General features: G+C 38.3%; 22 protein-coding genes. 6 read left to right on the top strand and 16 right to left on the bottom strand.

The window, feature by feature from the left end; translation table 11 throughout:
• Nucleotides 1–6 precede the first annotated feature (6 nt).
• A complete protein-coding gene (seqA, locus tag CXF79_RS05345) occupies nt 7–609 on the bottom strand; it encodes a replication initiation negative regulator SeqA (RefSeq protein WP_101154238.1) in 603 nt (200 codons plus the stop codon).
• Nucleotides 610–852: 243 nt separating this feature from the next.
• On the opposite strand from seqA, the gene CXF79_RS05340 reads away from it, so the two are divergent.
• The 5 genes from CXF79_RS05340 (at nt 853) to fur (ending at nt 3,525) form a co-directional block, all read left to right on the top strand.
• Nucleotides 853–1,650, top strand: coding sequence for an alpha/beta fold hydrolase (locus CXF79_RS05340; RefSeq protein WP_101154237.1), 798 nt, complete (start codon nt 853–855; stop codon nt 1,648–1,650).
• 199 nt (nt 1,651–1,849) lie between these two features.
• Nucleotides 1,850–2,071 carry a DUF2788 domain-containing protein gene (locus CXF79_RS05335; protein ID WP_011042414.1) on the top strand — a complete coding sequence of 74 codons (222 nt, stop codon included), beginning with the start codon at nt 1,850–1,852 and terminating at the stop codon, nt 2,069–2,071.
• A gap of 3 nt (nt 2,072–2,074) precedes the next feature.
• Entirely contained in the window at nt 2,075–2,356 is a 282-nt protein-coding gene (gene ybfE, locus CXF79_RS05330) for a LexA regulated protein (RefSeq protein ID WP_011042413.1), read from the top strand.
• 27 nt (nt 2,357–2,383) lie between these two features.
• Nucleotides 2,384–2,908 (top strand): flavodoxin FldA, encoded by a 525-nt coding sequence (fldA, locus tag CXF79_RS05325; RefSeq protein ID WP_011042412.1) that lies wholly within the window; start codon nt 2,384–2,386, stop codon nt 2,906–2,908.
• A gap of 173 nt (nt 2,909–3,081) precedes the next feature.
• Nucleotides 3,082–3,525, top strand: coding sequence for a ferric iron uptake transcriptional regulator (gene fur / locus CXF79_RS05320; RefSeq protein ID WP_011042411.1), 444 nt, complete (start codon nt 3,082–3,084; stop codon nt 3,523–3,525).
• A 184-nt stretch (nt 3,526–3,709) separates the two neighbouring features.
• Here the strand turns inward: fur and CXF79_RS05315 are convergent, their stop codons facing one another.
• Nucleotides 3,710–4,279 carry a PhnA domain-containing protein gene (locus CXF79_RS05315; RefSeq protein WP_011042410.1) on the bottom strand — a complete coding sequence of 190 codons (570 nt, stop codon included), beginning with the start codon at nt 4,277–4,279 and terminating at the stop codon, nt 3,710–3,712.
• Nucleotides 4,280–4,459: 180 nt separating this feature from the next.
• Here CXF79_RS05315 and sstT point away from each other — a divergent pair, with 180 nt between their 5' ends.
• Nucleotides 4,460–5,686, top strand: a complete 1,227-nt coding sequence (sstT, locus tag CXF79_RS05310) for a serine/threonine transporter SstT (protein WP_101154236.1) — start codon at nt 4,460–4,462, stop codon at nt 5,684–5,686.
• A gap of 92 nt (nt 5,687–5,778) precedes the next feature.
• Here sstT and tilS read toward each other — a convergent pair whose 3' ends face one another.
• The 14 genes from tilS to uppS all read right to left on the bottom strand — a co-directional run bounded on the left by tilS (nt 5,779) and on the right by uppS (nt 24,390).
• Nucleotides 5,779–7,167 (bottom strand): tRNA lysidine(34) synthetase TilS, encoded by a 1,389-nt coding sequence (gene tilS, locus CXF79_RS05305; RefSeq protein WP_101154235.1) that lies wholly within the window; start codon nt 7,165–7,167, stop codon nt 5,779–5,781.
• 42 nt (nt 7,168–7,209) lie between these two features.
• Nucleotides 7,210–8,166: an acetyl-CoA carboxylase carboxyl transferase subunit alpha gene (gene accA / locus CXF79_RS05300; protein ID WP_011042407.1), complete on the bottom strand. Its 957-nt coding sequence runs from the start codon at nt 8,164–8,166 to the stop codon at nt 7,210–7,212.
• A gap of 136 nt (nt 8,167–8,302) precedes the next feature.
• Nucleotides 8,303–11,863 (bottom strand): DNA polymerase III subunit alpha, encoded by a 3,561-nt coding sequence (dnaE, locus tag CXF79_RS05295; RefSeq protein WP_101154264.1) that lies wholly within the window; start codon nt 11,861–11,863, stop codon nt 8,303–8,305.
• 1 nt (nt 11,864) lies between these two features.
• A complete protein-coding gene (rnhB, locus tag CXF79_RS05290) occupies nt 11,865–12,518 on the bottom strand; it encodes a ribonuclease HII (protein WP_101154234.1) in 654 nt (217 codons plus the stop codon).
• A gap of 44 nt (nt 12,519–12,562) precedes the next feature.
• On the bottom strand, nt 12,563–13,744 hold the full coding sequence (gene lpxB / locus CXF79_RS05285; protein ID WP_101154233.1) for a lipid-A-disaccharide synthase: 1,182 nt from the start codon (nt 13,742–13,744) through the stop codon (nt 12,563–12,565).
• A gap of 343 nt (nt 13,745–14,087) precedes the next feature.
• Entirely contained in the window at nt 14,088–14,858 is a 771-nt protein-coding gene (gene lpxA, locus CXF79_RS05275) for an acyl-ACP--UDP-N-acetylglucosamine O-acyltransferase (protein WP_011042401.1), read from the bottom strand.
• Nucleotides 14,859–14,919: 61 nt separating this feature from the next.
• Nucleotides 14,920–15,372 (bottom strand): 3-hydroxyacyl-ACP dehydratase FabZ, encoded by a 453-nt coding sequence (fabZ, locus tag CXF79_RS05270; protein ID WP_011042400.1) that lies wholly within the window; start codon nt 15,370–15,372, stop codon nt 14,920–14,922.
• Nucleotides 15,373–15,502: 130 nt separating this feature from the next.
• Complete coding sequence (gene lpxD, locus CXF79_RS05265; RefSeq protein ID WP_198560040.1) at nt 15,503–16,558, bottom strand: UDP-3-O-(3-hydroxymyristoyl)glucosamine N-acyltransferase; 1,056 nt, start codon at nt 16,556–16,558, stop codon at nt 15,503–15,505.
• 52 nt (nt 16,559–16,610) lie between these two features.
• Nucleotides 16,611–17,129: an OmpH family outer membrane protein gene (locus tag CXF79_RS05260; protein WP_011042398.1), complete on the bottom strand. Its 519-nt coding sequence runs from the start codon at nt 17,127–17,129 to the stop codon at nt 16,611–16,613.
• 108 nt (nt 17,130–17,237) lie between these two features.
• Complete coding sequence (gene bamA, locus CXF79_RS05255; protein WP_011042397.1) at nt 17,238–19,691, bottom strand: outer membrane protein assembly factor BamA; 2,454 nt, start codon at nt 19,689–19,691, stop codon at nt 17,238–17,240.
• A gap of 326 nt (nt 19,692–20,017) precedes the next feature.
• A complete protein-coding gene (rseP, locus tag CXF79_RS05250; protein ID WP_101154231.1) occupies nt 20,018–21,376 on the bottom strand; it encodes a sigma E protease regulator RseP in 1,359 nt (452 codons plus the stop codon).
• A gap of 1 nt (nt 21,377) precedes the next feature.
• Nucleotides 21,378–22,613 (bottom strand): 1-deoxy-D-xylulose-5-phosphate reductoisomerase, encoded by a 1,236-nt coding sequence (gene ispC / locus CXF79_RS05245; protein WP_101154230.1) that lies wholly within the window; start codon nt 22,611–22,613, stop codon nt 21,378–21,380.
• Between the two features lie 48 nt (nt 22,614–22,661).
• Nucleotides 22,662–23,525 (bottom strand): phosphatidate cytidylyltransferase, encoded by an 864-nt coding sequence (locus CXF79_RS05240; protein ID WP_011042394.1) that lies wholly within the window; start codon nt 23,523–23,525, stop codon nt 22,662–22,664.
• Between the two features lie 100 nt (nt 23,526–23,625).
• A complete protein-coding gene (gene uppS, locus CXF79_RS05235; protein WP_101154229.1) occupies nt 23,626–24,390 on the bottom strand; it encodes a polyprenyl diphosphate synthase in 765 nt (254 codons plus the stop codon).
• Between the last annotated feature and the right edge of the window lie 94 nt (nt 24,391–24,484).

The raw sequence follows: 24,484 nt of genomic DNA, 5'->3' as shown, positions 1-24,484 counted from the left end.
TCAGTACTAAAGTAACTCACGAATTTTTTCTACATCACTGTCACTATAACCCAATGAGATTGAGGCTTTAGTTAACATCATTTTTTTACGTGTGGTGTTAGAATTGGTTATGACCCAAAATGGACTTTCTGGTATTTGGCGAGGCTTAGTACTACTGCCACTTTCTGCTAATTTATTTTCACTATTAGCAAAATATAAGCGATCTCTACCACTTATATCTGTTACTACACCAAACTGTTCTGGATGAGCACGATATAATGCGGCAAGAATTAATAAAAACCGTCCCACAGCACCACGCTGCATTGCCAACTCTTCTTTATTGATAAAGTTAAAAACTGTTTCATGGCTCTCAGCGGTAACCTTAACAACAGCTTTACTTTTTGGTTCTTTAACCTCAGCAGTTTCAATTGTCACTGCCTTCTCTTCAGACTCAGGAAGAATATTTACTTCAACCACATCTGAAAGTTCATTAACGGTAACGGTTTCAAGTTTGGCTTCGACACCCAAATTTAGCAAACGACGTAAAATGGCAGAAGCACTCTCACCAATAAACTGAGTATTAGTGGCAATATATTGGTAAAGCTCTTCATCTATTTCGATGTTTTTCATTGTTACCCTTAACTTAAATAATTCGCGAAAGATTATATAGGGAAATGACAGTAGGTTGAACTCATTTATACCCATTACTATTCAAAGTTCATCATTTCAGTTGGAATTAACATCACTTCAGGCAAAAAATTTAATTTAAGCATAGTTATTCCATGCTTTGATTATTTAACGGTGATGTTTGCAAATAGTTGTTAAAAACATGACAATATTACCAATGATAGCCAAATAAAAACGAATAACATAATGACAAAAAAACCTGAAATACTAAACTATAAACAAGTTGGTACGGGCAAGCACATCGTACTAATACATGGTTTATTTGGTAGTTTAGAAAACCTTAATATGGTGGCAAAACCATTGGCACAAGACTATTGTGTTACCAGTGTCGACGTTAGAAATCATGGTGATTCATTTCATGCTAGCACTATGGAGTACTCCGAATTAGCGCAAGACATCATTAATTTGTTAGACCATTTAAATATTGATACTTGCCTATTATTAGGTCACTCAATGGGTGGTAAAATTGCCGTTCAAGTCGCGTTAGCGCAACCAGAGCGTATTACAAAGTTATTGGTTGCTGATATTGCTCCGGTTAGCTACCCGCCTCATCATTTAAAAATTATAGCCGGTTTGCAAGCGATCGATTTATCTCAAGTAATGAAACGCAAGGATGCTGATACTCAGCTAGCACCATTTGTCGATAACATCGGTGTTAGGCAATTTTTATTACGTAATTTAGCATTAAATTCACAGGGTAAATTTGCCTTTAAATGCAGTCTTGAAAATATCAGTTTATGCTATCCGCAGATAATGAAAGCGAATCAAATACCTGATAATAGCAAAGCTTATGCTGGACCAACTTTGTTCATCAAAGGAGGTAATTCTGATTATATTCAAACTGAACACAGAACAGCTATCGCTGCACTGTTACCCAACAGCAAAGCAAAAATCATTCAAGGCGCAGGACATTGGCTTCATGCTGAAAAGACTATTGCCTTTAATAAAATTGTCGCGGACTTTATTAAGGCCGAATTTCCATAAAACAAAGAAATTATAACAGCCGACTTCTATATCATTGATAAAGATCAAAATGCTTACTACTAACAATCGCTATTATTATTTACCTAATAGCAATAAATGCTAATGGTATGGCGTAAATCGTGTGTTATAATGCGGCCAATTTTTTTGGCCTTAGTCTTAGTATTAATTGGCCTTAGTGTATAAGAAACAAACAACCACTATGCTAGTAGAACATTTAGAGCTTATTGAGGCAATTGGCCTTAATTTATTTTTCCTTTTTATCTTTGGCTTTATTGGCCTTTCTATTTATGATGTGATGAATAGAAACGATGTACCAAGAATGGGTAAAGTGGTCGTTTATTTTGTTTTATTTTTAGGCTGTGCAGGCTTTATTGCGAAAGGTATTATCCAGTTTATCTGGGAAAGTCAGGGTGTTGGTTAACTCATGGCAAAAGAAATAACTGACTTAACCACTATTGACCTATTTAGTGATGAAAGACGTCCTGGGCGTCCGAAAACGAATCCTAACTCACGTAGCGTACAGATAAAGATTAACAAGCGAAATCAGGTAAAGCGTGACAAAAACAAGGGTTTAAAACGAGTAGAGTTTAAAGTCCATCACAGTTTGTTTGAACAATTAGAACAATTAGCTGAAACTCAACAAATGAGTCGTAGCGAATTAATAGAGTCGCTACTAATAGAATCATTAGCAGCACACATTAAGTAATATGAAAGCATAATAAGGTAATATTTCATGGCAATCGTAGGTTTATTCTTTGGCAGTGATACAGGTAACACTGAAGCAATTGGTAAAATGATCCAGAAAAAATTAGGTAAGCAAATGGTTGACGTCAAAGACATCGCCAAGAGCACTAAAGAGGAAATCGCAGAGTTCGATTTGCTTATTTTAGGTATTCCTACCTGGTATTATGGTGAAAACCAATGTGATTGGGATGATTTTTTACCTGATTTAGAAGCAATAGATTTTACTGATAAATTAGTAGCTATCTTTGGCTTAGGCGACCAAGAAGATTACGCCGAATACTTTTGTGATGCTATGGAGCCTTTACGAGATATCGTTGAGAGTAAAGGTGCTATCGTTGTTGGTAACTGGTCAACCGACGGTTACGAATTTGAAGCGTCAAAAGCTCTTGTTGATGAAAACACTTTTATTGGCTTATGTATTGATGAAGACAGACAAAGTGAATTAACTGAAGCACGTGTTGATAAATGGCTTGCTCAATTAAACGATGAAATGTGTTTAGCCGAATTCGCTTAATAACCTTGTTATAATCAAGGTTATAGTTAAAAAAGCCCATTTATTGGGCTTTTTTTTTCACTTTTACAGCCAAAGCGAACAATTTGTTCAAAGAATAAAACTAAAGCTTTTCTCTTCCTCTATAACCCCCTATAATTTTGCTATTGAATTACTTATCACTTTAGAGAGTTAATATGGCTGAACAAAACGAAGAACTTAAAAGAGCTGGATTAAAAATCACCCTGCCTAGAATAAAGATCCTCAGTATTCTTCAACAGCCAAATAATCAGCACATCAGTGCAGAAGATGTTTATAAAATATTATTAGAACAAAATGAAGAAATTGGTTTAGCGACTGTTTACCGAGTATTAAACCAATTTGATGATGCTGGCATTGTTACTCGCCATCACTTTGAAGGCGGTAAATCAGTATTTGAATTAGCCCATAAAGCTCACCATGACCATTTGGTTTGTTTAAAATGTGGCAAAGTTGTTGAGTTTGAAGATAATGTCATTGAACAAAGACAAAGTGATATTGCTGTAGCACATAAAATTAAGCTAACTAACCATAGCTTATACTTATATGGTGAATGTGAAGATCAAGTAGCTTGTGAATCTTTTAGAAAAAAGAATCAATAACAAAAGTTGATCCATTAAGTTGAAGGAATAAGTTGATACTATAATTAACTTAACCTTGCTTGATTTAGTGTTTTGTAAATAGACTAATAAATAAAAACGCTGTGATATAACTATCACAGCGTTTTTTTATGTCTTAGTTTTACTCGTTCAAATAGCTAATTGAAATATATGCAAACAGTTAAGATTAAGCTTTTTTCAAATAAGCAGACACCAATACAATACGAGTGCCATTGACCTTACCTTCAATATGTTCAGGATTATCCGTTAAGGTAATACCGCGTACCATGGTACCTTGCTTGGCGGTAAAGTTTGCCCCTTTAACTTTTAAATCTTTAATCAAGGTAACATTATCGCCATCTTGTAATTCTGCACCATTACTATCGCGCGTTGGTCCATTACTGCGCTCTGCAGCAATACCCTGCTCTGCCCACGTTTTCACTTCATCTTCTAAATAAATCATGTCTAAAGCATCTTGAGCCCAACTCTCAGACGAAAGTTTGTGCAGCATACGATAAGACATAACTTGTACTGCTGGCTCTTGATTCCACATGCTATCATTTAAGCAACGCCAGTGATTCAGATCTAATTCACTCTGCCCGTCAATTTGTGATAAACAATTTTGACATAAGTAAATAGATTGCTGAGCACTTAAATCACTCGTTGGCGGTACCGGATAAACTACCAAGGTGTCTGTACTAGTACAAAGTTCGCAGCTATTGTTGCTACGGTTTTTTAATGCTTGTTCTGTAGGCATAGTTTTTCCAAAGATAATCGTTGTTTTAATGGCGTAATTATACTCGCATCATCTTATATTTCTATGAAAAAACTCGCTTTAACGCTTAATTATCCTCGTTTAGCGAATAGCTGTAGACAATGCCTATTCTTCAATGATAAAACTCGCTCATATTAAAAACCTTAAGTAGCAGACTTACCTATGACCAGCGAAAAACCCCAAAACGAATCTTTTATTCAAAAAATAAAGTCAACTAGTTTGGTTAGCCAAATAATTGTCGCTATTATTTTAGCTAGTTTACTAGCTGTAATATCACCCGAGTCAGCTAAAGCATTTGGTATGCTCGGCAGCTTATTTGTTAACGCCTTAAAAGCAGTTGCCCCTATTCTGGTGTTGGTATTAGTTACCTCAGCGATAGCTAATCAGAAAATGGATAGCAGTGCTGAGTTAAAACCTATTGTTGGCTTATACTTTTTAGGTACCTTAAGTGCCGCTTTGGTTGCCGTATTATTAAGTTTTGCTTTTCCCACAGAGCTTACCTTAGATCTTGCTGGAGCGACTGCAAATCCTCCGCAACAATTAACCGAAGTATTGGCTACACTCGCTTTTAAAGTGGTTGAAAATCCTGTGACGGCAGTTGCTAGTGGTAACTTTATAGCTGTGCTTGCTTGGGGTTTAGGCTTAGGCTTTTCATTAAAGCATGCAAGTGAATCTAGCAAGGGGATGGTACATGATTTAAGCGAAGCTATTTCAAGTGTTGTGCGTATCGTAATACGTTTTGCTCCACTAGGTATCTTTGGCTTAGTTGCAAATACAATTGCGACTACGGGTTTTAGTGCTTTGGGCGAATATAGTCATTTGGTAGCAGTACTACTTAGTGCCATGTTAATTATCGCCTTGCTAGTTAACCCTTTAATTGTGTTTATCATCACTAAGAAAAATCCTTATCCTTTAGTTTTCACTTGTCTTAAAGAATCTGGTATTACCGCATTTTTCACCCGTAGCTCAGCCGCAAACATTCCCGTGAATATGGCCTTATGTAAGAAATTAGATTTACATGAAGATACCTACTCAGTTTCGATCCCACTAGGTGCCACCATCAACATGGCTGGTGCAGCAATTACCATTACCGTTTTAACTTTAGCTGCGGCCTACAGCTTAAATATTGAAGTGAGTTTTGCGACAGCAATTTTATTGTCTGTGGTAGCCTCCATTTCAGCTTGTGGTGCTTCTGGTGTGGCTGGTGGCTCACTATTACTTATTCCATTGGCTTGTAGCTTATTTGGTATTAATAATGATGTCGCTATGCAGGTTGTTGCTATTGGCTTTATTATTGGCGTTATTCAAGACTCGGCAGAGACGGCTTTAAATAGCTCTACTGATGTTGTATTTTCAGCGGCAGCATCACACCATATAACTAAAGAGTAAGGTGAGTAAGCTGATATAGCTGGCATAAACAGTTCATAAAAAAAGGCGCATAGTACTCTTGGTACTATGCGCCTTTTTCTTTATTTAAACGTTCAGCTTGTCAACTTAGCATGATCTATTTGCATCCCTAGCTTAGGGTCACTCTCAATAAATGGTTGGCAAATGAAATGGCCTATCGCCGCTACCAATTCATTGTCGTAATACAAAAATGCAATACGTTTACGTTGCCATGGCGCTATATTTAACTCCTGCAGTACTTTTTTAACAGTACGGGAGTGTTGCCTAAAATGAGGCAAGCATTTGGGGTTTTCATGGCAAAAGCGAACACTGACTTGCTGTCCTGGCATAGGTAAGGAAATGCGGGGCAGATTTATGCGCGAATCAGTGTTTATCACGACATTCGTATTAAAGCTCAATTCGCCCAACTTATCCGGTAAAACCAGTACATTATTGCCAAACATCAGAGTATCTTGGAACAAGTCAACTTGCCCTTGCCAATTGCTAATATCACTATATTCCGGCGTTAAAAATAATGTGTTTTTAAAACGTCTAAAAACCTGCTCTGCCACTTTAATTTGAGGGCTTTTATCTTCATCAGCCTGCAGTTGAAGTCTTACTTGATTAACTTGCTCTGTACTTGGCATCAAGCAACCTTGTTGTGCCATAAAAAAACGTATTAGGTTATTAAAGCGTGCTGATGATAAGGTCGTTAACGCTGGAACATGTAAACCCGAGTCTCCCGTTTTACAAACGGTTAAATCTTGTTCGGCAAGTTCATCTAATAACTCTTGTCCTGCTAAGCAATGGCTAGCACTTCGATTAATAGTGTTATTTATACTAGGCCAACGCTCACGTAACAGTGGGATTATTTTTTGTCTGATAAAGTTACGGTCAAAACAAGTATCAAGATTAGATTCATCTTCCACCCAACTAAGCTGATGATTTTCAGCATAATTCTCTATTTCTTGACGAGCAACGTTCAATAAAGGTCGAACCAATAAATGTTGGCCCAGCTTTGTTTGTACCGACATTGCAGATAAGCCTTTTAAACCAGCCCCCCGTTTAAGGGCGAGTAAAAAGGTCTCACTTTGATCATCACTGTGATGCCCAGTTAATACGACAGATTTTTTCTCCCTCAAAGACTTAAGGGCATCATATCTGGCATCACGTGCCAGTGCTTCCAATGACTGTTGTGCTTTTGACCGCACATTAACACGCTTAACAATAAGGTTAACTGACAGTTTAATACACTCTTGTTCGGCAAGTTTTTGCCAACGCTCAGCATTACCACTCAGTCCATGGTTAACATGACAGACCGTAATTTCATTATTGATAAGTTTATTTTGCTTTAATTGCACTAAAGCATGTAAAAGCACCTGCGAGTCGATACCGCCACTATAGGCAATAATTAACTCAATATTTCCGTGCGTTTCGAAAAGGGTCTTGAGGGTATTTTGAAGGGCTGAAGTTATAATATTCATAGAAAAAAGCCGACAGCAGTTAACTGCTGTCGGCTAGGTTATTTAACAGTAACCAAATGACATTAATCTATCGTAACGTTGTTCGATAAGCTCATCTTTACTTAAGCCTTCTAGCTCCGACAAATCTTTTTTGATTGCTTGTTTAAGGTGTGCAGCCATCACATCCATATCACGATGAGCTCCGCCTAGTGGCTCCTCAACAATGCTATTTATTAAATCTAGCTCTTTGATACGCTGTGCTGTAATACCCATTGCCGCCGCAGCTGTAGGAGCTTTCTCGGCTGTTTTCCATAAAATAGACGCACACCCTTCAGGTGAAATTACTGAATATGTAGCGTATTGCAACATATTCACTCTATCACCAACACCAATGGCTAATGCGCCACCAGAGCCGCCTTCACCAATAACGGTACAAATAATAGGTACAGATAAACGCGCCATCACTTTTAAGTTGCGAGCAATAGCCTCACTTTGACCACGCTCTTCTGCGCCAACACCCGGATAAGCACCCGGAGTGTCAATAAAGGTGATGATAGGCATATTAAAACGTTCTGCCATTTCCATTAGACGTAGCGCTTTGCGATAACCTTCTGGACGAGGCATACCAAAATTACGCTTAACTTTCTCAGCAGTTGAACGACCCTTTTGATGACCAATGATCATCACTGGCTTACCGTCCAAACGTGCTGTACCGCCAACAATAGCATTGTCATTAGCATAAGCGCGATCGCCTGCTAATTCATCAAACTCGGTGAAAATACGCGGTATGTAATCTAGCGAATATGGGCGTTGTGGATGACGAGCTACTCTAGCAGTTTGCCATGCATCTAAGTTCGAAAAAATTTTCTTCGTTTGCTCTTTATTTTTTTCGCGTAATTGAGAGATTTGATCTTCGATATCAAGATCAAGCTCTTGGCCGTTATTTACTAACTGTAGCTCTTCTATTTTTGCATCAAGTTCAGCAATAGGCTGCTCGAAATCTAAAAAGTTTAATGACATGCTTATTTTTACCTAATAAATCTAGTTAATTTTTTAAAATCGTTTTTCACTACTTAACCAAAATACCTTGAGTTTAGTACCTTAAGCAATACTTAAAATAAAGTATTCTTACTCAATATCTTAAGCTAAGTAGTTGTTATTTAAATTCCATGGCGACACGTTCTTCACCAAGCAATGTTTTTAATTCGTATAGTAACATATCGGCAGGCGTTACTCGCCATTGAACGCCTAACTCAAGCATAGCTTGGGCTTCTTCGCGCTGATAAAAAACTCTCACTGGACAGGTACCTTCTTTAAAAGGTGTTAATACCTGAGTAAACTGTTCGATAAAATCATCTGCTATCAAGCTGTTATCAACTTGAATATCAATGGAGCTAAGATAATTTTCTCGCGCATCAGTGATTGTCATTATATCCCGAGCTGTCATTGTATTACCACCAGAATAATCATCAAAGCTGACCTGTCCACTACAAACCAAAATAGCGTCATTTACCAGCATCTCTGCAAAGCGATCATAGTCATCTGGAAAAAGACGAATATCCATACGAGCACTCTTATCATCTAGCGTCACTAATGCCCAGCGACGCCCGCGTTTATTGACAAGGACGCGTACGCCTATCACTAAACCAACAGCAACAGCTTGCCTATCTCGACCCGTTGGTTGCATAACAACTAGACGGCTCGAAGAATATTTTTTTATTTCAGTCAAGTAGCGATTAATGGGATGGCCGGTTAAATAAAGCCCTAAAGTTTCTTTTTCACCATCTAGCCACTTTTCCTCAGGCCAAGCTCTGACTTCTTTAAACGTTTGTCTGGAATCAGTTTGTTCATCATTAATTAAACCAAAGAGGTCATTTTGACCTAATGATTCTGCTTTCGCATGTTGCTCTGCTGCTTTAATTGCTTCTGGTAATGTTTCAAAGAGAGCCGCTCGATTAGCGCCCTGCTCTTTTGCTTTCCCTTGTACATACTTAGGACCAAGACTATCCATAGCGCCTGATTTAATTAATTTTTCTAAAACACGTTTATTAGTTTTTTTAAGATCTAGACGTGCACAGAAATCAAATAAGTCAGTGAAAGGGCCGTCTGATTGTCGAGCACTAATAATGGCTTCAATAGGGCCTTCACCAACCCCTTTAACAGCACCAATACCATAAACAATTTGATTATCATTATTAACGGTAAATTTATATTGTCCAGCGTTAACATCGGGTGGCAATAAATCTATTTCCATATTGCCACACTCATCAACTAAAGTGACAATTTTTTCAGTGTTGTCCATATCAGCAGACATTACTGCGGCCATAAACGGTGCAGGGAAATGTGTCTTCATCCATAACGTTTGATAAGACACTAAGGCATAAGCCGCAGAATGCGATTTGTTAAAACCATAACCAGCAAATTTTTCAACCAAATCGAAAATTTTCATGGCAAGTTCGCCATCAACACCACGATCTTTCGCACCCTGTTCAAAACCGGCGCGCTGCTTAGCCATTTCTTCTGGCTTTTTCTTACCCATTGCACGGCGAAGCATATCTGCACCACCGAGTGAGTAACCTGCCAGTACCTGCGCAATTTGCATTACTTGCTCTTGATACAAGATAATGCCGTAGGTAGGCTCAAGCACCGGCTGTAAATCTTCATGCTGCCAAGTGGCGTCAGGATAACTGACTTCTTCACGGCCATGTTTACGTTCAATAAAGTTATCAACCATGCCTGATTGTAATGGCCCAGGACGAAATAACGCCACTAATGCGATAATATCTTCAAAGCAATCAGGTTTTAATTTATCAATTAAAGACTTCATACCGCTAGATTCAAGCTGAAAAACTGCTGTGGTTTTCGAGGCAAGTAATAGCTTAAAGCTTGCTTTATCTTCGAGATCAATTTTGGTGATATCGATTGGCTCTTTGCCGGCTTTTAGCAATTTTGCATCAGCCATTTCAATGGCCCATTGCAAAATGGTCAGTGTTCTTAGACCTAAGAAATCGAACTTAACTAAGCCAGCATCTTCTACATCATTTTTATCAAATTGGGTTACTGGGTTTTTACCTTCATCATCACAATATAAAGGGGCAAAATCGGTAATAGTAGTCGGTGAAATAACAACACCACCCGCATGCTTACCTGCATTACGTGTGGTACCTTCTAAGATACGACACATATCAATGAGATCTTTGACATCACTATCTTGTGCATAAACTTCTGGCAGCTTTGGCTCTTCTTCAAATGCTTTAGCTAAGGTCATGCCAGGTGTAGGCGGTATAAGTTTTGAAATTCGGTCGACAAAACCGTATGGGTGGCCAAGTACACGACCAACATCACGGATAACCGCTTTTGCCGCCATAGTACCAAAAGTAATTATTTGCGAAACCGCATCTCGCCCATAAAGCTCAGCCACGTGATCGATTACTTCATCACGTCTATCCATACAGAAATCGATATCGAAATCAGGCATAGAGACACGCTCAGGGTTTAAGAAGCGCTCAAAAAGTAAATCATATTCAAGTGGATCGAGATCGGTAATATCTAGTGCATAGGCAACTAAGGAACCCGCACCAGAACCACGACCTGGGCCAACGGGGATATTATTATCTTTACTCCACTGAATGAACTCCATAACAATCAAGAAATAACCGGGGAAGCCCATGTTATTTACCACTTCTAGCTCAATTGCTAAACGTTCATCATAAGGTTTTCTTATTTCGGCAAAATTATCCGCTTGACGGTCGAATAATTGATCAAGTCGTTTTTCTAAACCTTTTTCAGATACTTTGATAAAAAAGTCATTTATCTCCAAACCTTCCGTGGGAAAGTCTGGTAAGACGTATTCACCTAAGGTGACCGTGACATTACAGCGTTTAGCAATTTCGACACTATTGGCTAAGGCTTCAGGGATGTCACTAAAAAGCTCGCACATCTCCTCTTCACTACGTAAATATTGCTCAGAGCTATAACGCTTAGGTCGACGTTTATCATCTAAGGTAAAGCCGTCATGAATAGCAACGCGAATTTCATGGGCATCAAAGTCATTTGGGGAAAGAAACATCACCTCATTAGTTGCAACTACTGGCAGATTTTCTTTTTCGGCTAGCTCAACGGCAAGATGGATATAATTTTCTTCATCATTACGACCTGTTCTGACTAACTCTAGAAAATAACAACGATCGAAATGTTGCTGATAAAAACTCACCATTTCATCAACTAATTCAGTATTCCCTTTTAATAAGGCTTTACCTATATCACCTTCTCGGCCACCAGAAAGTAAGATTAAGCCTTCTTTATATTCAACCAGCCACGACTTATCTATCACAGCTTTATTTTGTATGTGTCCACGCATGTAGGCTTTTGAGATAAGTTCAGTTATATTTTTATAACCTACATTGTTAGTAGTAAGTACAACTATACGTGACAGTTCATCTTCCAACTCATCACTTTTCACCCAAAAATCACAACCTATAATTGGTTTAATTCCTGCGCCATGAGCAGCGTGATAGTACTTAACTAGACCACATAAATTAGTCTGGTCAGTTAAGGCAAGTGCTGGCATATTAAGCTCAACAGCTTTCGCAACTATCGGCTTTACTTTCTTCAAACCATCACACATAGAGTAATCACTATGTACGCGTAAATGAATAAATTTTGGCGGTACAAAAACGCTTGGTTCTGCTTCTGTGGCAATTTCTCCGCTAAGCATATCAGTCATGGTATGTACCTAATACTCTAGCGACAGGCTTAAAGCTTTGTCGATAACAATCCAGTACGCCATGCTCGATAATTTTTTCTAAATGAAGTTTAGTTGGGTAACCTTTGTGCTTGGCGAAACCATATTCAGGATGGAGTTTGTCTAAGGCTATCATTTCATTATCGCGAGCTACTTTAGCAATAATAGACGCAGCACTTATTTCAGTAACTCTAGCGTCACCTTTCACTACCGCTTGGCTAGCAATTTTTAAATTTTGTTGGTTACTTTCACTGACATTGCATAAGAATGTTGGACAACGATTACCATCAACAAGCACAAAGTCAGGTTCAACATTCAGTCCTGCAACAGCTCGCTGCATCGCAAGCATAGTGGCGTGTAATATATTCAAGGTATCAATTTCTTGTGGAGAAGCACGCCCTAATGACCAAGAGATTGCCTTTTCCTTTATTTCAAGGGATAACAAGTTACGCTTCTTTTCTGATAATTTTTTCGAGTCCATCAATCCTTCAATCGGGTTATCGGGATCTAAAATTACCGCCGCTGTAACCACATCACCAACTAAAGGACCACGACCGACTTCATCAACACCCGCAATGCAATACGCGATAGGGTATTCAAAATCAGGGAAAGTTTGCTTACTCGCCATATTATTTACTCGAGATAAGGTATTCTTATCTTATTGGTTAGTTATTATTTATTATTGCTTAAAAGTTTCGAAGATAAAACATCAAGTACAGCCTTAGCTGCTTGTTTACTCGCATCACATTTTAGTTGTTGATGTATTGCAGTAAAACTATCATTCAATTGGCTTTGATCCTGATATAGACGCTCTTTAACCAAAGGCACAATATTTTCAGGGCAAACATCCTTTTGCAATAATTCAGGGACTAAAGATTTATTTGTTAATAAGTTTGGTAAAGAGAACCATTTCAACTTAACAAACCTACGGCCTAAGAAAAAGGTTATTGGGCTAAATTTATAACAAATAACCATGGGTCGTTTAATTAAAGCAGCTTCTAAGGTTACTGTACCCGAAGCGGTTAATAAACAATCACTGGCAGCCATTACCTCTTGCGTTTGATTAAGTACAATCTCTACCACTAAATCTGGAGCAAGTTCAGCTTTAAGGGCATTAAATTGATCGGCCCGCTGCTCACTGATCATGGGCGCGACAAAGAGTAGTTCACTATCTTGAGCTTGTAATTGTTTAGCACTTTCAAAAAAATCTTCAAGTAAACGTGATAACTCACCACCACGACTACCTGGCATCAATGCCAAGATTTTTTTATCTTGTGCTAAACCAAGCTTGTCTCTGGCTAAAACTTTATCACTTTGCATCGGAATATCATCCGCAAGTGGATGACCAACAAAAGTACAAGGAACATTGTGCTTATCATAAAAAGCTTTTTCGAAAGGCAACAAGGCTAAGACCATATCAGTAGCTTTGGCGATTTTAAAAATACGTTTTTCACGCCAAGCCCAGACTGACGGACTAACATAATGAACCGTTTTAATACCTTGTACTTTAAGTTTTAATTCTAGACCGATATTAAAGTCAGGCGCATCAATACCAATAAACACATCAGGTTTATTGGTAATAAAAAAATCGGTTAAGGTTTTACGGACATGTAATAAACGTCTGATTCGGCCAAGTACTTCGACTAACCCCATGACCGATAACTCGTCCATAGCGAATAGGCTTTCAAAACCTAAGGCTTGCATTTTGGGTCCGCCAATACCGATAAATTTAGCATGCGGATGAGTCTGTCGTAAGGAAGTGATCAGGCCTGCGCCGAGCGTATCGCCTGAATGTTCACCAACAACCATTGCAAAAACAGTTTGTTGGTGAGTGTTTTGATTTTGAGTAGTCATAGACGTTAAAGGTACTTAAAGTTAACTGTACCTATATACCCAAGCCACTTGAAGATACGTGTTTCAGGACGCTTGAGCGATTCATGATCAAGGAGCCTCATTTTATTAAGGGTTATTCCCTTAAAAAAGGAGGCAACGAAGAACATGGTTTGCTCAGACGTCCCCGCAGGGCTGGTTTAGAAACGCTTTATGCTGCGTTATTGATTTCGACAAGGGAACAACCCTTCTCTTCAATCAATGCCTTGCTTAAAGGCTTTCTAATTCCAGCTGAAACCTGCATATTCAGGTAGCTTGGGTATAATAACGGTACTGGTATTAACGGCACATGTTTAACATATTAAGTTTAACGAATGATACCGCGATTAGATTCTTTGATTGAATTACAAAACGCTTGTAATTCTGGAGATTGGGCTGGCATTTCATTGATAGCGCTTAATGCGTCTTCAACAGAAAGCCCTTGTCGGTACAACACCTTGTAAGCACGTTTTATCGTTAGAATGGTTTCTTTATCAAAACCACGACGTTTTAAACCTTCACTGTTTAAGCCAAAAGGTTTAGCCGGTTGACCTGAAGCCATAACATAAGCAGGAACATCTTTAAGTATTAGGGCATTACCAGCAATAAAACTATGTGCGCCAATATGGCAGAATTGATGAACACCTACCATACCACCAATAATAGCGTGGTCACCTACATGGACGTGACCAGCAATAGAAGCATTATTTGCGAAAATGCAATGACTTCCAACAATACAGTCGTGGGCCACATGGGTATAGGCCATAAATAAATTATTACTGCCAATTTGAGTAATACTATTATCTTGAATCGTGCCACGATGAACAGTACAAGATTCTCGAAAGGTATTGTTATCACCAATGATCAATTCAGTTGGCTCACCGTCATATTTAATGTCCTGACAGTCTTCACCAATACTTGCAAATTGAAATATACGGTTACCTTTACCGATACGGCTTGGGCCATTAATGACCACATGCGAGCTGATTTCACAGTTATCGCCAATCACAACATTACTGGCAATATAAGTCCATGGACCTATAGACACATTTTTGCCAATAACGGCACCTGGTTCAATAATAGCTTGGGGATGAATCATACGTTTAATCTTCTAATAGGTAAGTAAGCTTTTTGTTCTAAATAATATTTGTAATAGGGGTCTATAAAGGGCGACGTGCACACATAAGGTCAGCACTACAAACCACTTTGCCATCAACTCTAGCTTCACCATAAAACTTCCACATTCCTCGACGTTCTTTGAGAAATTCAACATGTAAGTGCATGGTATCACCTGGTAACACAGGTTTTTTAAATTTTGCTTTATCTATTGAGGCAAATAAATACATTTCATTATCACCACGCCCTTCTGTGCTTTTAAAACCAAGAATACCTGTAGCTTGTGCTAATGCTTCTAAAATTAAAACACCGGGAAAAATGGCTAGTTCAGGAAAATGTCCTGTAAATACAGGCTCATTTATTGTGACATTTTTAATAGCATGTAAGGTTTTACCTGGTTCATGATCTATTACTTTATCAACTAATAACATTGGGTATCTGTGAGGTATTAACGTTTTTATTTCGTTAAGATCGATAGGTTTTTTTACAGTTTCCAAATGAATATTCCTTGTTAGTTAACGCAGTTAGTTAATGGTTAACTAACTAACTGCTTACTATATTTGCGTCAGCTTCATGTTGAGCGACAGAAAGACTTTGGAGTATTTTACGCATTGGCGGGGTTAATAGCTAGTTTTTAGCGAGTAATTTTTCTAACTCTTTCACTCGTTTAGTCAAGCTATCAAGTCGCTTAACTCTGGCATTAGTTTTATTCCATTCTTTATTTTGTACTACTGGCATACCAGAAGAATACACTCCTGCTTGACTGATATTCTTGGTTACCATGGACATGCCAGTAAAAACACAATTATCAGCAATAGTAATATGACCATTAACTCCGACCAGACCGGCAATAGTACAATTCTTACCTATGACAGTGCTACCTGCAATGACGGTACAACCTGCGATGGCGGTATTCTCGCCAACAATAACATTGTGAGCAATTTGAATTTGGTTATCTAAAATTACACCGTCTCTTATTTCGGTATTATCCAGTGCCCCTCGGTCAATAGTAGTACTAGCGCCAATCTCAACATGGTCGCCAATAATGACGCTGCCTAATTGCGGGATTTTATGCCATTTATACTGCCCTTTTACCGGCGCATAACCAAAACCGTCGGAGCCAATAACGGTGCTAGCTTGAATTAAGCAATGATGACCAATCTCTACTCTGTGATAAATAGTAATATTTGCCCAGAGTATCGTTGATTCACCAATTTTAGCCCCATGACCAATAAAGCAACCGGCACCAATACTTACATTATCAGCTAGTTGCACACCTGACTCAATAACAGTATTAGCGCCAACACTTACATTTTCACCGATTAAAACATCATCGGCAATAACAGCATTGGGATGAATCCCACAAGACACTTTTGGCGTACTATCAAGTAAACTAGCTAGCATGGCATACCCCATATAAGGGTTATCCATGACAAGTGCACTGACCTGACAGGCCTCTACGGCATCAGGGGAGACAATCACCGCACTCGCATTAGTTGAGCTAAGTTGTTGCTGATACTTGCTATTGGCAAGAAAAGCCACTTGCCCTGTACCCGCCTTTGCTAAAGTTGCTAAGCCACTGATTTGAGTCAGTGCTTCGTTTTGCTCATCTAGTGCAGCTGGTACTATCAATTTAGCATCTAGTTTGATAGCAATATCAGCTAACGTGTAAGTCATAATAATGCCTTTACCGCGATGAGTAATAAATTATTTATCTTAATGATAACTAAGCAGCTTACTTAAGTTTACTTACTTGCTCTACTACAATTTCAGTAAGGCTAGCATCGGGTTTAGCATAAACAACCGCTTGTTGAGAAAGCACTAAGTCATAATCTTGTTTAACAGCAATATTGTCTACCGCTTGACGTACTAAGGCTATGATTTTATTAGTTTCTTGGTTTTGACGTTGACTAGCTTTGTCTTGTAAAGCTTTGCCTTTTACCTGGTATTCTTGAAATAGAGATTTAACTTTTACATTAAGCTCTTCTTTTTCTTTTACACTCATTAATGAACCATCACGCTTGAGTTTTTCTTGGTAATATTTAATGTCTTTTTCAAGTTGGGTAATGATAGCTTTTTCGTCTTTAAATTCAGCTTCTAAGCTTTGCATTAGCGCGGCCGTTTGCGGTATTTTACTCATCACTTCTTGAAAATTAACTACCCCAATTTTTTGATCTGCTGCCATAGCTGAACTTGCTAATAACATACCTGATGCTGCTACGCCCATAACCATAGTTTTAATAACTTTATTCAACGTTGTTCCCCTTTATTTATTATTTGTTACTTGCGATTTTCACAGGTAAATATTTCTGTCGGTTAATATAGCAAGATTAATTCATTTAACGCAGCTAAAATCTGCATTTTAAAATGTTTTTCCTATGTTAAAGCTAAAGAATGATAAATCATCACCCTCTTCTTCTCTAACGGATCTAGCGAAACTAAAAATCATTGGTCCCATTGGCGAAAGCCATTGCAGTGAAATACCTGCAGAGCTACGAAAACGTCCCGGATCTGAATAGTCGTCAATTTTAGCAAACTCTTCAGGCGCTAAATTTGAATAACTTGCCATGTTAAATTCTGTATCCCAAACAGTACCTGCGTCCCAAAAAATACTGGTACGTACACTGTTTGAGTAACTTTCGTCTAAGAAAGGTGTTGGTACTATCAACTCTAAGCCTGCAAGCGCCATAGCATTACCACCAACAGAGCTTTGTGATACCGCAATAGAATCATTGTCAGGACCTAAACAACACCCCCCACCAGGTAGTTGCTTCGGACTACGATATATAGCACGAGGTCCAACACTGTTATTCTCAAAACCTCTTAAAGAATCTGAGCCACCTGCACTAAAGTTCTCCCAGAAAGGTAATAATTGATCATTGCCATCAACGGTCCCGTAACCATTGGCGTAGCCTAACTGTATACGAGTTAATACTGACCATTTTTGACTGCGGGTTAATGGGAAATAAAATTTAGCATCATAGTTTAGTTTGAAGTATTGCAAATCAGACTTTGGTGACGTCATTTTCGCATTAAATCGTTGTTGTGAACCTGACGTAGGGAAAGTACCACGGTTTAGTGTGCTTCGCGATAAACCAGCATTTAGATCTAACGTTTTAAAGGCTAATTGACCATCGGGATCGTTAGGATCAGCATAGATATCATAAAAATTTTGAATTTGATCATACGCTTCTAATTGCGATATTTGGTTATACTTCCAACCTACACCAAAATTTAAGCGAAGATATTCATTGACTGGAAAACCCCAGTTAAGACCTAGGCCGAAGGTTTTGTTCTTATATTCAACCAAGTTGGCATTACCAGCATCATATTCACTGTAATAAACTTGTCCACCAAGAGAGACAGCATCAACGGTAAAGTAAGGGTCAGTGTACGAGATAGTGGCATTTTTTTGATAACTATTTCTGGCTATGTTTAAGCCAAGTTGATTACCCGTACCTAAGAAGTTGTTTTGTTGTACACCCGCGTTAAGGCTTAACTTTGTTTCTGAACCATAACCTATACCGGCATTAAATGATCCAGAAGGCTGTTCTTTAACAGTAAAGTCGATATCGACTAAATCATCTTCACCTTCAATTTGCTTAGTTTCAAACTCAACGGTCTCCATATAAGGTAGTCGCTGTAACCATGACTTTGAAGATTCAACTACACTGTTAGATAACCAAGCACCTTCCATTTGTCTCATTTCACGGCGTAATACGTTATCAGCAGTAACATGATTACCTGTGAAGTTTATGCGATTTACATAAACACGCTTTCCTGGATCAATCGAAATTGATAATTTAACGGTATGGTTTTCGTCATTAACTTCTGGAATGGTTCTCACTTTAGGATAAGCGTAACCATAGCGCCCTAAAAATTTACTAATAACTTCTTCAGTATAAGTAACTTCTGCACCGTTATATAACTCGTCCGCTTGTAATGGGTTAATAGCACGGATGGTATTTTCAAAACCAGCCATGTCACCGACAAAGTCAACTTCACTAATGTTATAAGTTTCACCTTCACTCACATTAAGGGCGATATAGACCGCTTTTTTATCTGGGGTCATTGATACTTGTGTGGAGTCTACTTTAAAGCGTAAATAGCCGCGATTAAGATAATAACTATTAATCGTTTCCATATCCCCTTGTAACGTTTGTTTCTGATATCTGTCTTGCGCCATAAAATTCCACCAAGGGGAATCATACGTTAGCTCAATTTTATCCAGAATTTCTATATCAGAAAAAACTTCGTTACCAACAATATTTATTTGTTTGATAGCAGCAGAGTCACCCTCAACAAATGAGAACTCTAAATTAACGCGGTTTCGTGGTAAATGGGTTACTTTAGCGGTCACTTTCGCATTGTATTTACCAACACTGTGATAGAAGTTCTCTAAGCCCATCTCTATACCAGAGATGACGGTGCGATCAAGAGTTTCACCGACACGAATATTACTACCATCAAGACTTTCTGTTAGCTGCTCATCTTTAAGATCGCTATTACCATCAAAAATAATTTCGTTTATTGTTTCTCGTTCTCTAACACGATAAACCAAGCGATTACCATCTCGGTAAACTCTAATATCATTAAAGTGACCGGCTTGGTATAAGGCCTTTATAGATTGTGAAATTCGAAAGTCATTGAGTTCGTCACCGACATTGAAAGGTATATGCGTTAACGCGGCCCCTAAAGCAACACGTTGAAGACCTTTAACTTCGATGTCTTCAACTTGAAAGCTTGATGCAGCTTGAGCAATAGGTACTGATGTTCCTAGCGCACCTAATAGTAGGGCTAAGGCAATTTTTTTCATGATCATATATTATAAACTTCGTTACTTCTTTTTATAAAAACGGTTAGCTACACACTCAATATACAGCAGTGACTCTAACATTAGACTGAGTTCAATAAACGACTCATAGCCAATAATATTAAAGTGTTAAGGTATTTACCTTAAAATTAGCCTCTTCGACTTTCTTTATCCATCCGTTGAAATCTCATAAAGCTTGATAGCAATAAGGAGTGTATCCTTTCTTCAAACGATTTAACTTAAAACTTTTATTATCACTTTGTTAAAAATTTTCAGTGACTTCTTTGTGCGCTCTTTTTTATAAGCGTAATATTCGCAGAAATAATTATTTACCCAAGAACCCGACTAAAATCATTAAATAAGCCAATAGCCATCAACATCAATAATGCTAAGGCACCAAACTTAAATCCTGCCTCTTGCGTTTTCTCTGGCACTTCTTTACCTGTAAAAAGCTCTATAAGATAATAGAGTAAGTGTCCACCATCAAGTACTGGAAGCGGTAAAAGGTTAATTATTCCCAAATTAATACTAATTAACGCTAAAAAGCCTAGAAAGTATACAAAACCATGACTTGCACTATTACCTGCACCTTGAGCAATACCGATAGGACCGCTTAGGTTTTTTACCGATACATCGCCAGTAATAAGTTTCCCTATCATACTAAATGTTAAACTTGTCAAATTCCAAGTACGCTGTGCGCTTTCTTGGAGAGAATCAATTGGTCCGTAACTTAATTCAACTAATAACGATTTTGGCCATGCATCAACTTTAGGGGCAACACCAATATATCCAATAACCTTTCCTGCTTGTTCAATACTGTTTGGTATCACTAGGGGGGTTAGTATTTCATCATTACGCTTAATAGTGATTGATACTTCTTTACCCGGATACTGTTTTATCTCTTTTGCAAAAGCTACCCAATCGTCCGTTAAGACATCATTAACAGCGATGAGCTTGTCACCCACTAAAAGTCCGCCTAACTCAGCAGGGCTTTTTTCTGCCACAGCCGCCAATTCATTGTGTACTTTAGGTCTATAAGGCGAAATACCTAAGCTAGTTAAAGCCGACGTTCTATCCGGTGAGAATTCCCAATTACTGGTGTCTAAAGTAAAGCTAGATATATACTGGCTATCACTATTTTTAGTTTTAATTGTTATTTCTTGATTACCAATTTGTCCTATTAGCGCAAGGTTAACTTCTTGCCAATTACGTGTTTTATCGCCTGCGATACTAACAATCTCACTATCTTTTGTTAGATTAGCTTCCGCTGCAATTGAGCTTGGACTAATATTTCCGATCATTGGTTTTACACTTGGAACACCAATAAGAAACATTATATACAAAGCAAATAAAGCAAAAATAAAGTTAGCTAAGGGTCCTGCTGCGACAATCGCTATACGCTGGTAAACTGTTTTAGAATTAAAAGTTTTATCTTTATCTTCGGGCTTAACATCATCAATACGCTCATCTAACATTTTGACATAGCCACCCAGAGGTATCATCGCCAAAACATATTCAGTGCCATCTTTTCCTGTTTTTCGCCAAAGTGCTCGACCAAAACCGACAGAAAATCGCTCAACTTTTACGCCATTTTTTCTAGCGACCCAAAAGTGACCATATTCATGTACTGTAACTAGGATACCTAATGCGATAACAAAAGATGCTAGGTTCCACAAAAAGTCCATCATGTTATTTATTACCCTTTTGCGATAGCGCTTCAGTTTGCAAAAAATCTGCTAACAATGTTTGTGCAAATGAACGCGCTTGCTTATCTAGGGCAATAACCTCATTAATATTATCTACCTTTTGTGAGACAAATTTTTTCACAGAAGTTTCATTTATTTTATAAATATCGGTAAATTTTATTTTTTCGTCTAGAAATGCAGCAACAGCAATTTCATTGGCAGCATTGAGCGCAGTACAAGCAGCTTGACCTTGCTTACACGCTTTAATTGCAAGTTCCAGATTAGGATATCGTTCAAAATCAACGGGTTGAAATTCAAAAGAGGGAGTATTAAAAAAATCTAGCTGTGCTACGCCTGATTCAATACGTTCTGGAAAGCTCAAAGCATGGGCTATTGGAGTACGCATATCTGGATTGCCCATTTGCGCAATTACAGAGCCATCTTTGTACTGTACCATTGAATGTATGGTGCTTTGGGGGTGCAAAACCACTTGAATATCTTCAGCTTCAACATTAAAAAGCCACTTAGCTTCAATAAATTCAAGACCTTTATTCATCATAGTGGCAGAATCAACGGATATTTTTCGTCCCATATCCCAGTTCGGGTGAGCGCACGCCTGTGAAGGTGTCACTGATTCTAGGGTATCAATAGCTCTAGTTCTAAAAGGCCCGCCAGAGCCAGTTAACAATATCTTACTGATGCCATTGGCAAGAAGTTGGCATTCACCTATTTCAGCTTGCTGCTGGGATGGCAAGCACTGGAAGATTGCATTGTGCTCACTGTCGATAGGTAAAAGCTCTGCGCCTGAGGCTTTTACAGCAGCCATAAAAATAGCGCCTGATGTTACTAAGGCTTCTTTATTCGCTAATAACACTCGTTTTCCCGCATTCACTGCGGCGAGCGTCGGTAACAAACCAGAGGCACCGACAATAGACGCCATCACTGTATCTGAATTTTGACACTCGGCAATATCAATTAAAGCTTGTTCACCTGATAAAACAGTAATATTACTAACATTTGCGTCATTTAATTTTTGAGTAAGTAGAGCTGCGTGTTCACTAGAGACGAGTACTACTTGCTGTGGCTTAAATTCAATACATTGTTCGAATATCACATCAACGCTAGTATAAGCAGCTAAACTGATGACTTGGAATCGTTCAGGATGAAGTCTTACTACATCGAGAGTACTACAACCAATTGAGCCCGTTGAACCTAATATACAAAGTTGACGTTTAGACACGCATTTACCCCAATTAATTTATTAAAATGCTCGAAAATACAGAGATTATCAAGCAAGTAATAGGTAACAAAGAGCAAAAACAGGTGCAGTTGCCGTTAGACTATCTATTCTATCTAAAATACCGCCATGACCGGGTAAGATAGAACCACTATCTTTAACACCCGCTTGACGTTTAAACATACTCTCCGTTAAATCACCTAACACAGAAATTGAGGTGATCAATAGGGTAACTAACAAAGCCGTTATAAACTTATCATTTGACCATTGTAATGAAACCCCCACTATCCCGGTTAAGATAGCTGCACAAACGACACCACCCAGAAATCCTTCAATGGTTTTTCCAGGACTAACATTGGGCATTAGTTTATGTTTACCTAAAGATTTCCCGACAAAGTAAGCACCTACATCAGCACTCCACACTAGCATAAACAAGTACATCAATAACTGCGCACCTTGAAATTCATCTAATACATAATTATTTGTACGTAAAACCATAAAGGCAAGCCATGTAGGTACTAAGGTTAACCAACCAAACATTGCAATTATAAATTTATTATTAGACCAAAAAGCACTCGACTTAGGATATGAAAACATTAATAAAGCAGCAAATAACCACCAAATAACACTTAACCACAACAGTGACGTTATTTCATGTTGTACACCTGTTATGACTAACCAAGTTTCATCTACTGGTAATAAAAACCATAGAGTAGCGATTAAAGCGCTAGTGATTACGACATAACCTAAACGTTGAATGGTATTGACCAAACCCATAAAGCGGGCCCACTCCCATGAACCTATGGCGATAATTGCCATTAGAAGCCCGGCAAAGTAGTTAATGGGCAAATAGAAAATTGCTGAGATTGCAGCTGGTGCTAATATTAAAGCCGTTATAATTCGTTGTTTTAACAAGGGCTACCCTTTTTAGTAATGGACTATATGCTAGTCAGGCAAGCTCTGAGTAAGGTTACTCGGCTTACTATTCTTAATTATATTTTTAGTAAGTTTTCAACTATATTTTATCGTTTCTTGCTTGTTCGCCTGTTTTGCCAAAACGACGTTCTCGGTGATCAAAGCAGCTCATGGCTTCTAAAAATTGTACTTCATTAAAGTCAGGCCACAGCGTATCGGTAAAATAAAGCTCTGCATAAGCAGCTTGCCACAAGAGAAAATTACTAATGCGATAATCACCACCGGTACGGATAAGTAGATCTAATGTAGGTAGGTTTGCTAAACAGGTATGTTCATTGAGTGTTTCTTCATTAATATCATCAAGGGACATAGTACCTTGTTTGACGTCACTAGCTAATTTTTTAGCCGCTTGAGCGATATCCCAACGACCACCATAATTTGCCGCTATGGATAATACTAATCCAGTATTATCTGCAGTAAGCTGCTCTGATTTAGCAATGTTTTTTTGTAATTTATCAGAAAAACGGCTTAAATCACCAACCACTTGAAAGCGAATATTATGTTTATGTAAACGCTTAACTTCTTTAGTTAGCACATACATAAATAAATCCATCAGTACACTGACTTCTTTTGCCGGTCGCTGCCAATTTTCACTACTAAAAGCAAAGAGTGTTAACGCTTTAACATTAGACTTTCGGGCCGTAGCAACAACCTGTCGTACTGATTCAACGCCAGCCTTGTGTCCTGCAACTCGTCCCTTGCCTTGCAGTTGCGCCCAGCGGCCATTACCATCCATGATGATAGCAACATGTTGAGGGATGCTTTTATTATCAGTTTGTTCAACCAATATGTCGGTATTATCCACTTAACAATTTTCCATTAATTATTTAAGTTTTCGTATTTATAAAACGCTATTAATAAAAAACGCCAGTTGGCTAAACAGCAACAACATGGCGTTT

This window comes from Colwellia sp. Bg11-28 (assembly GCF_002836245.1).
GTDB classification, from domain to species: Bacteria; Pseudomonadota; Gammaproteobacteria; order Enterobacterales; family Alteromonadaceae; genus Colwellia; species Colwellia psychrerythraea_A.
Note: the sequence above shows the minus strand (reverse complement) of the source record. Positions and strands in the feature narration are given on the sequence as shown.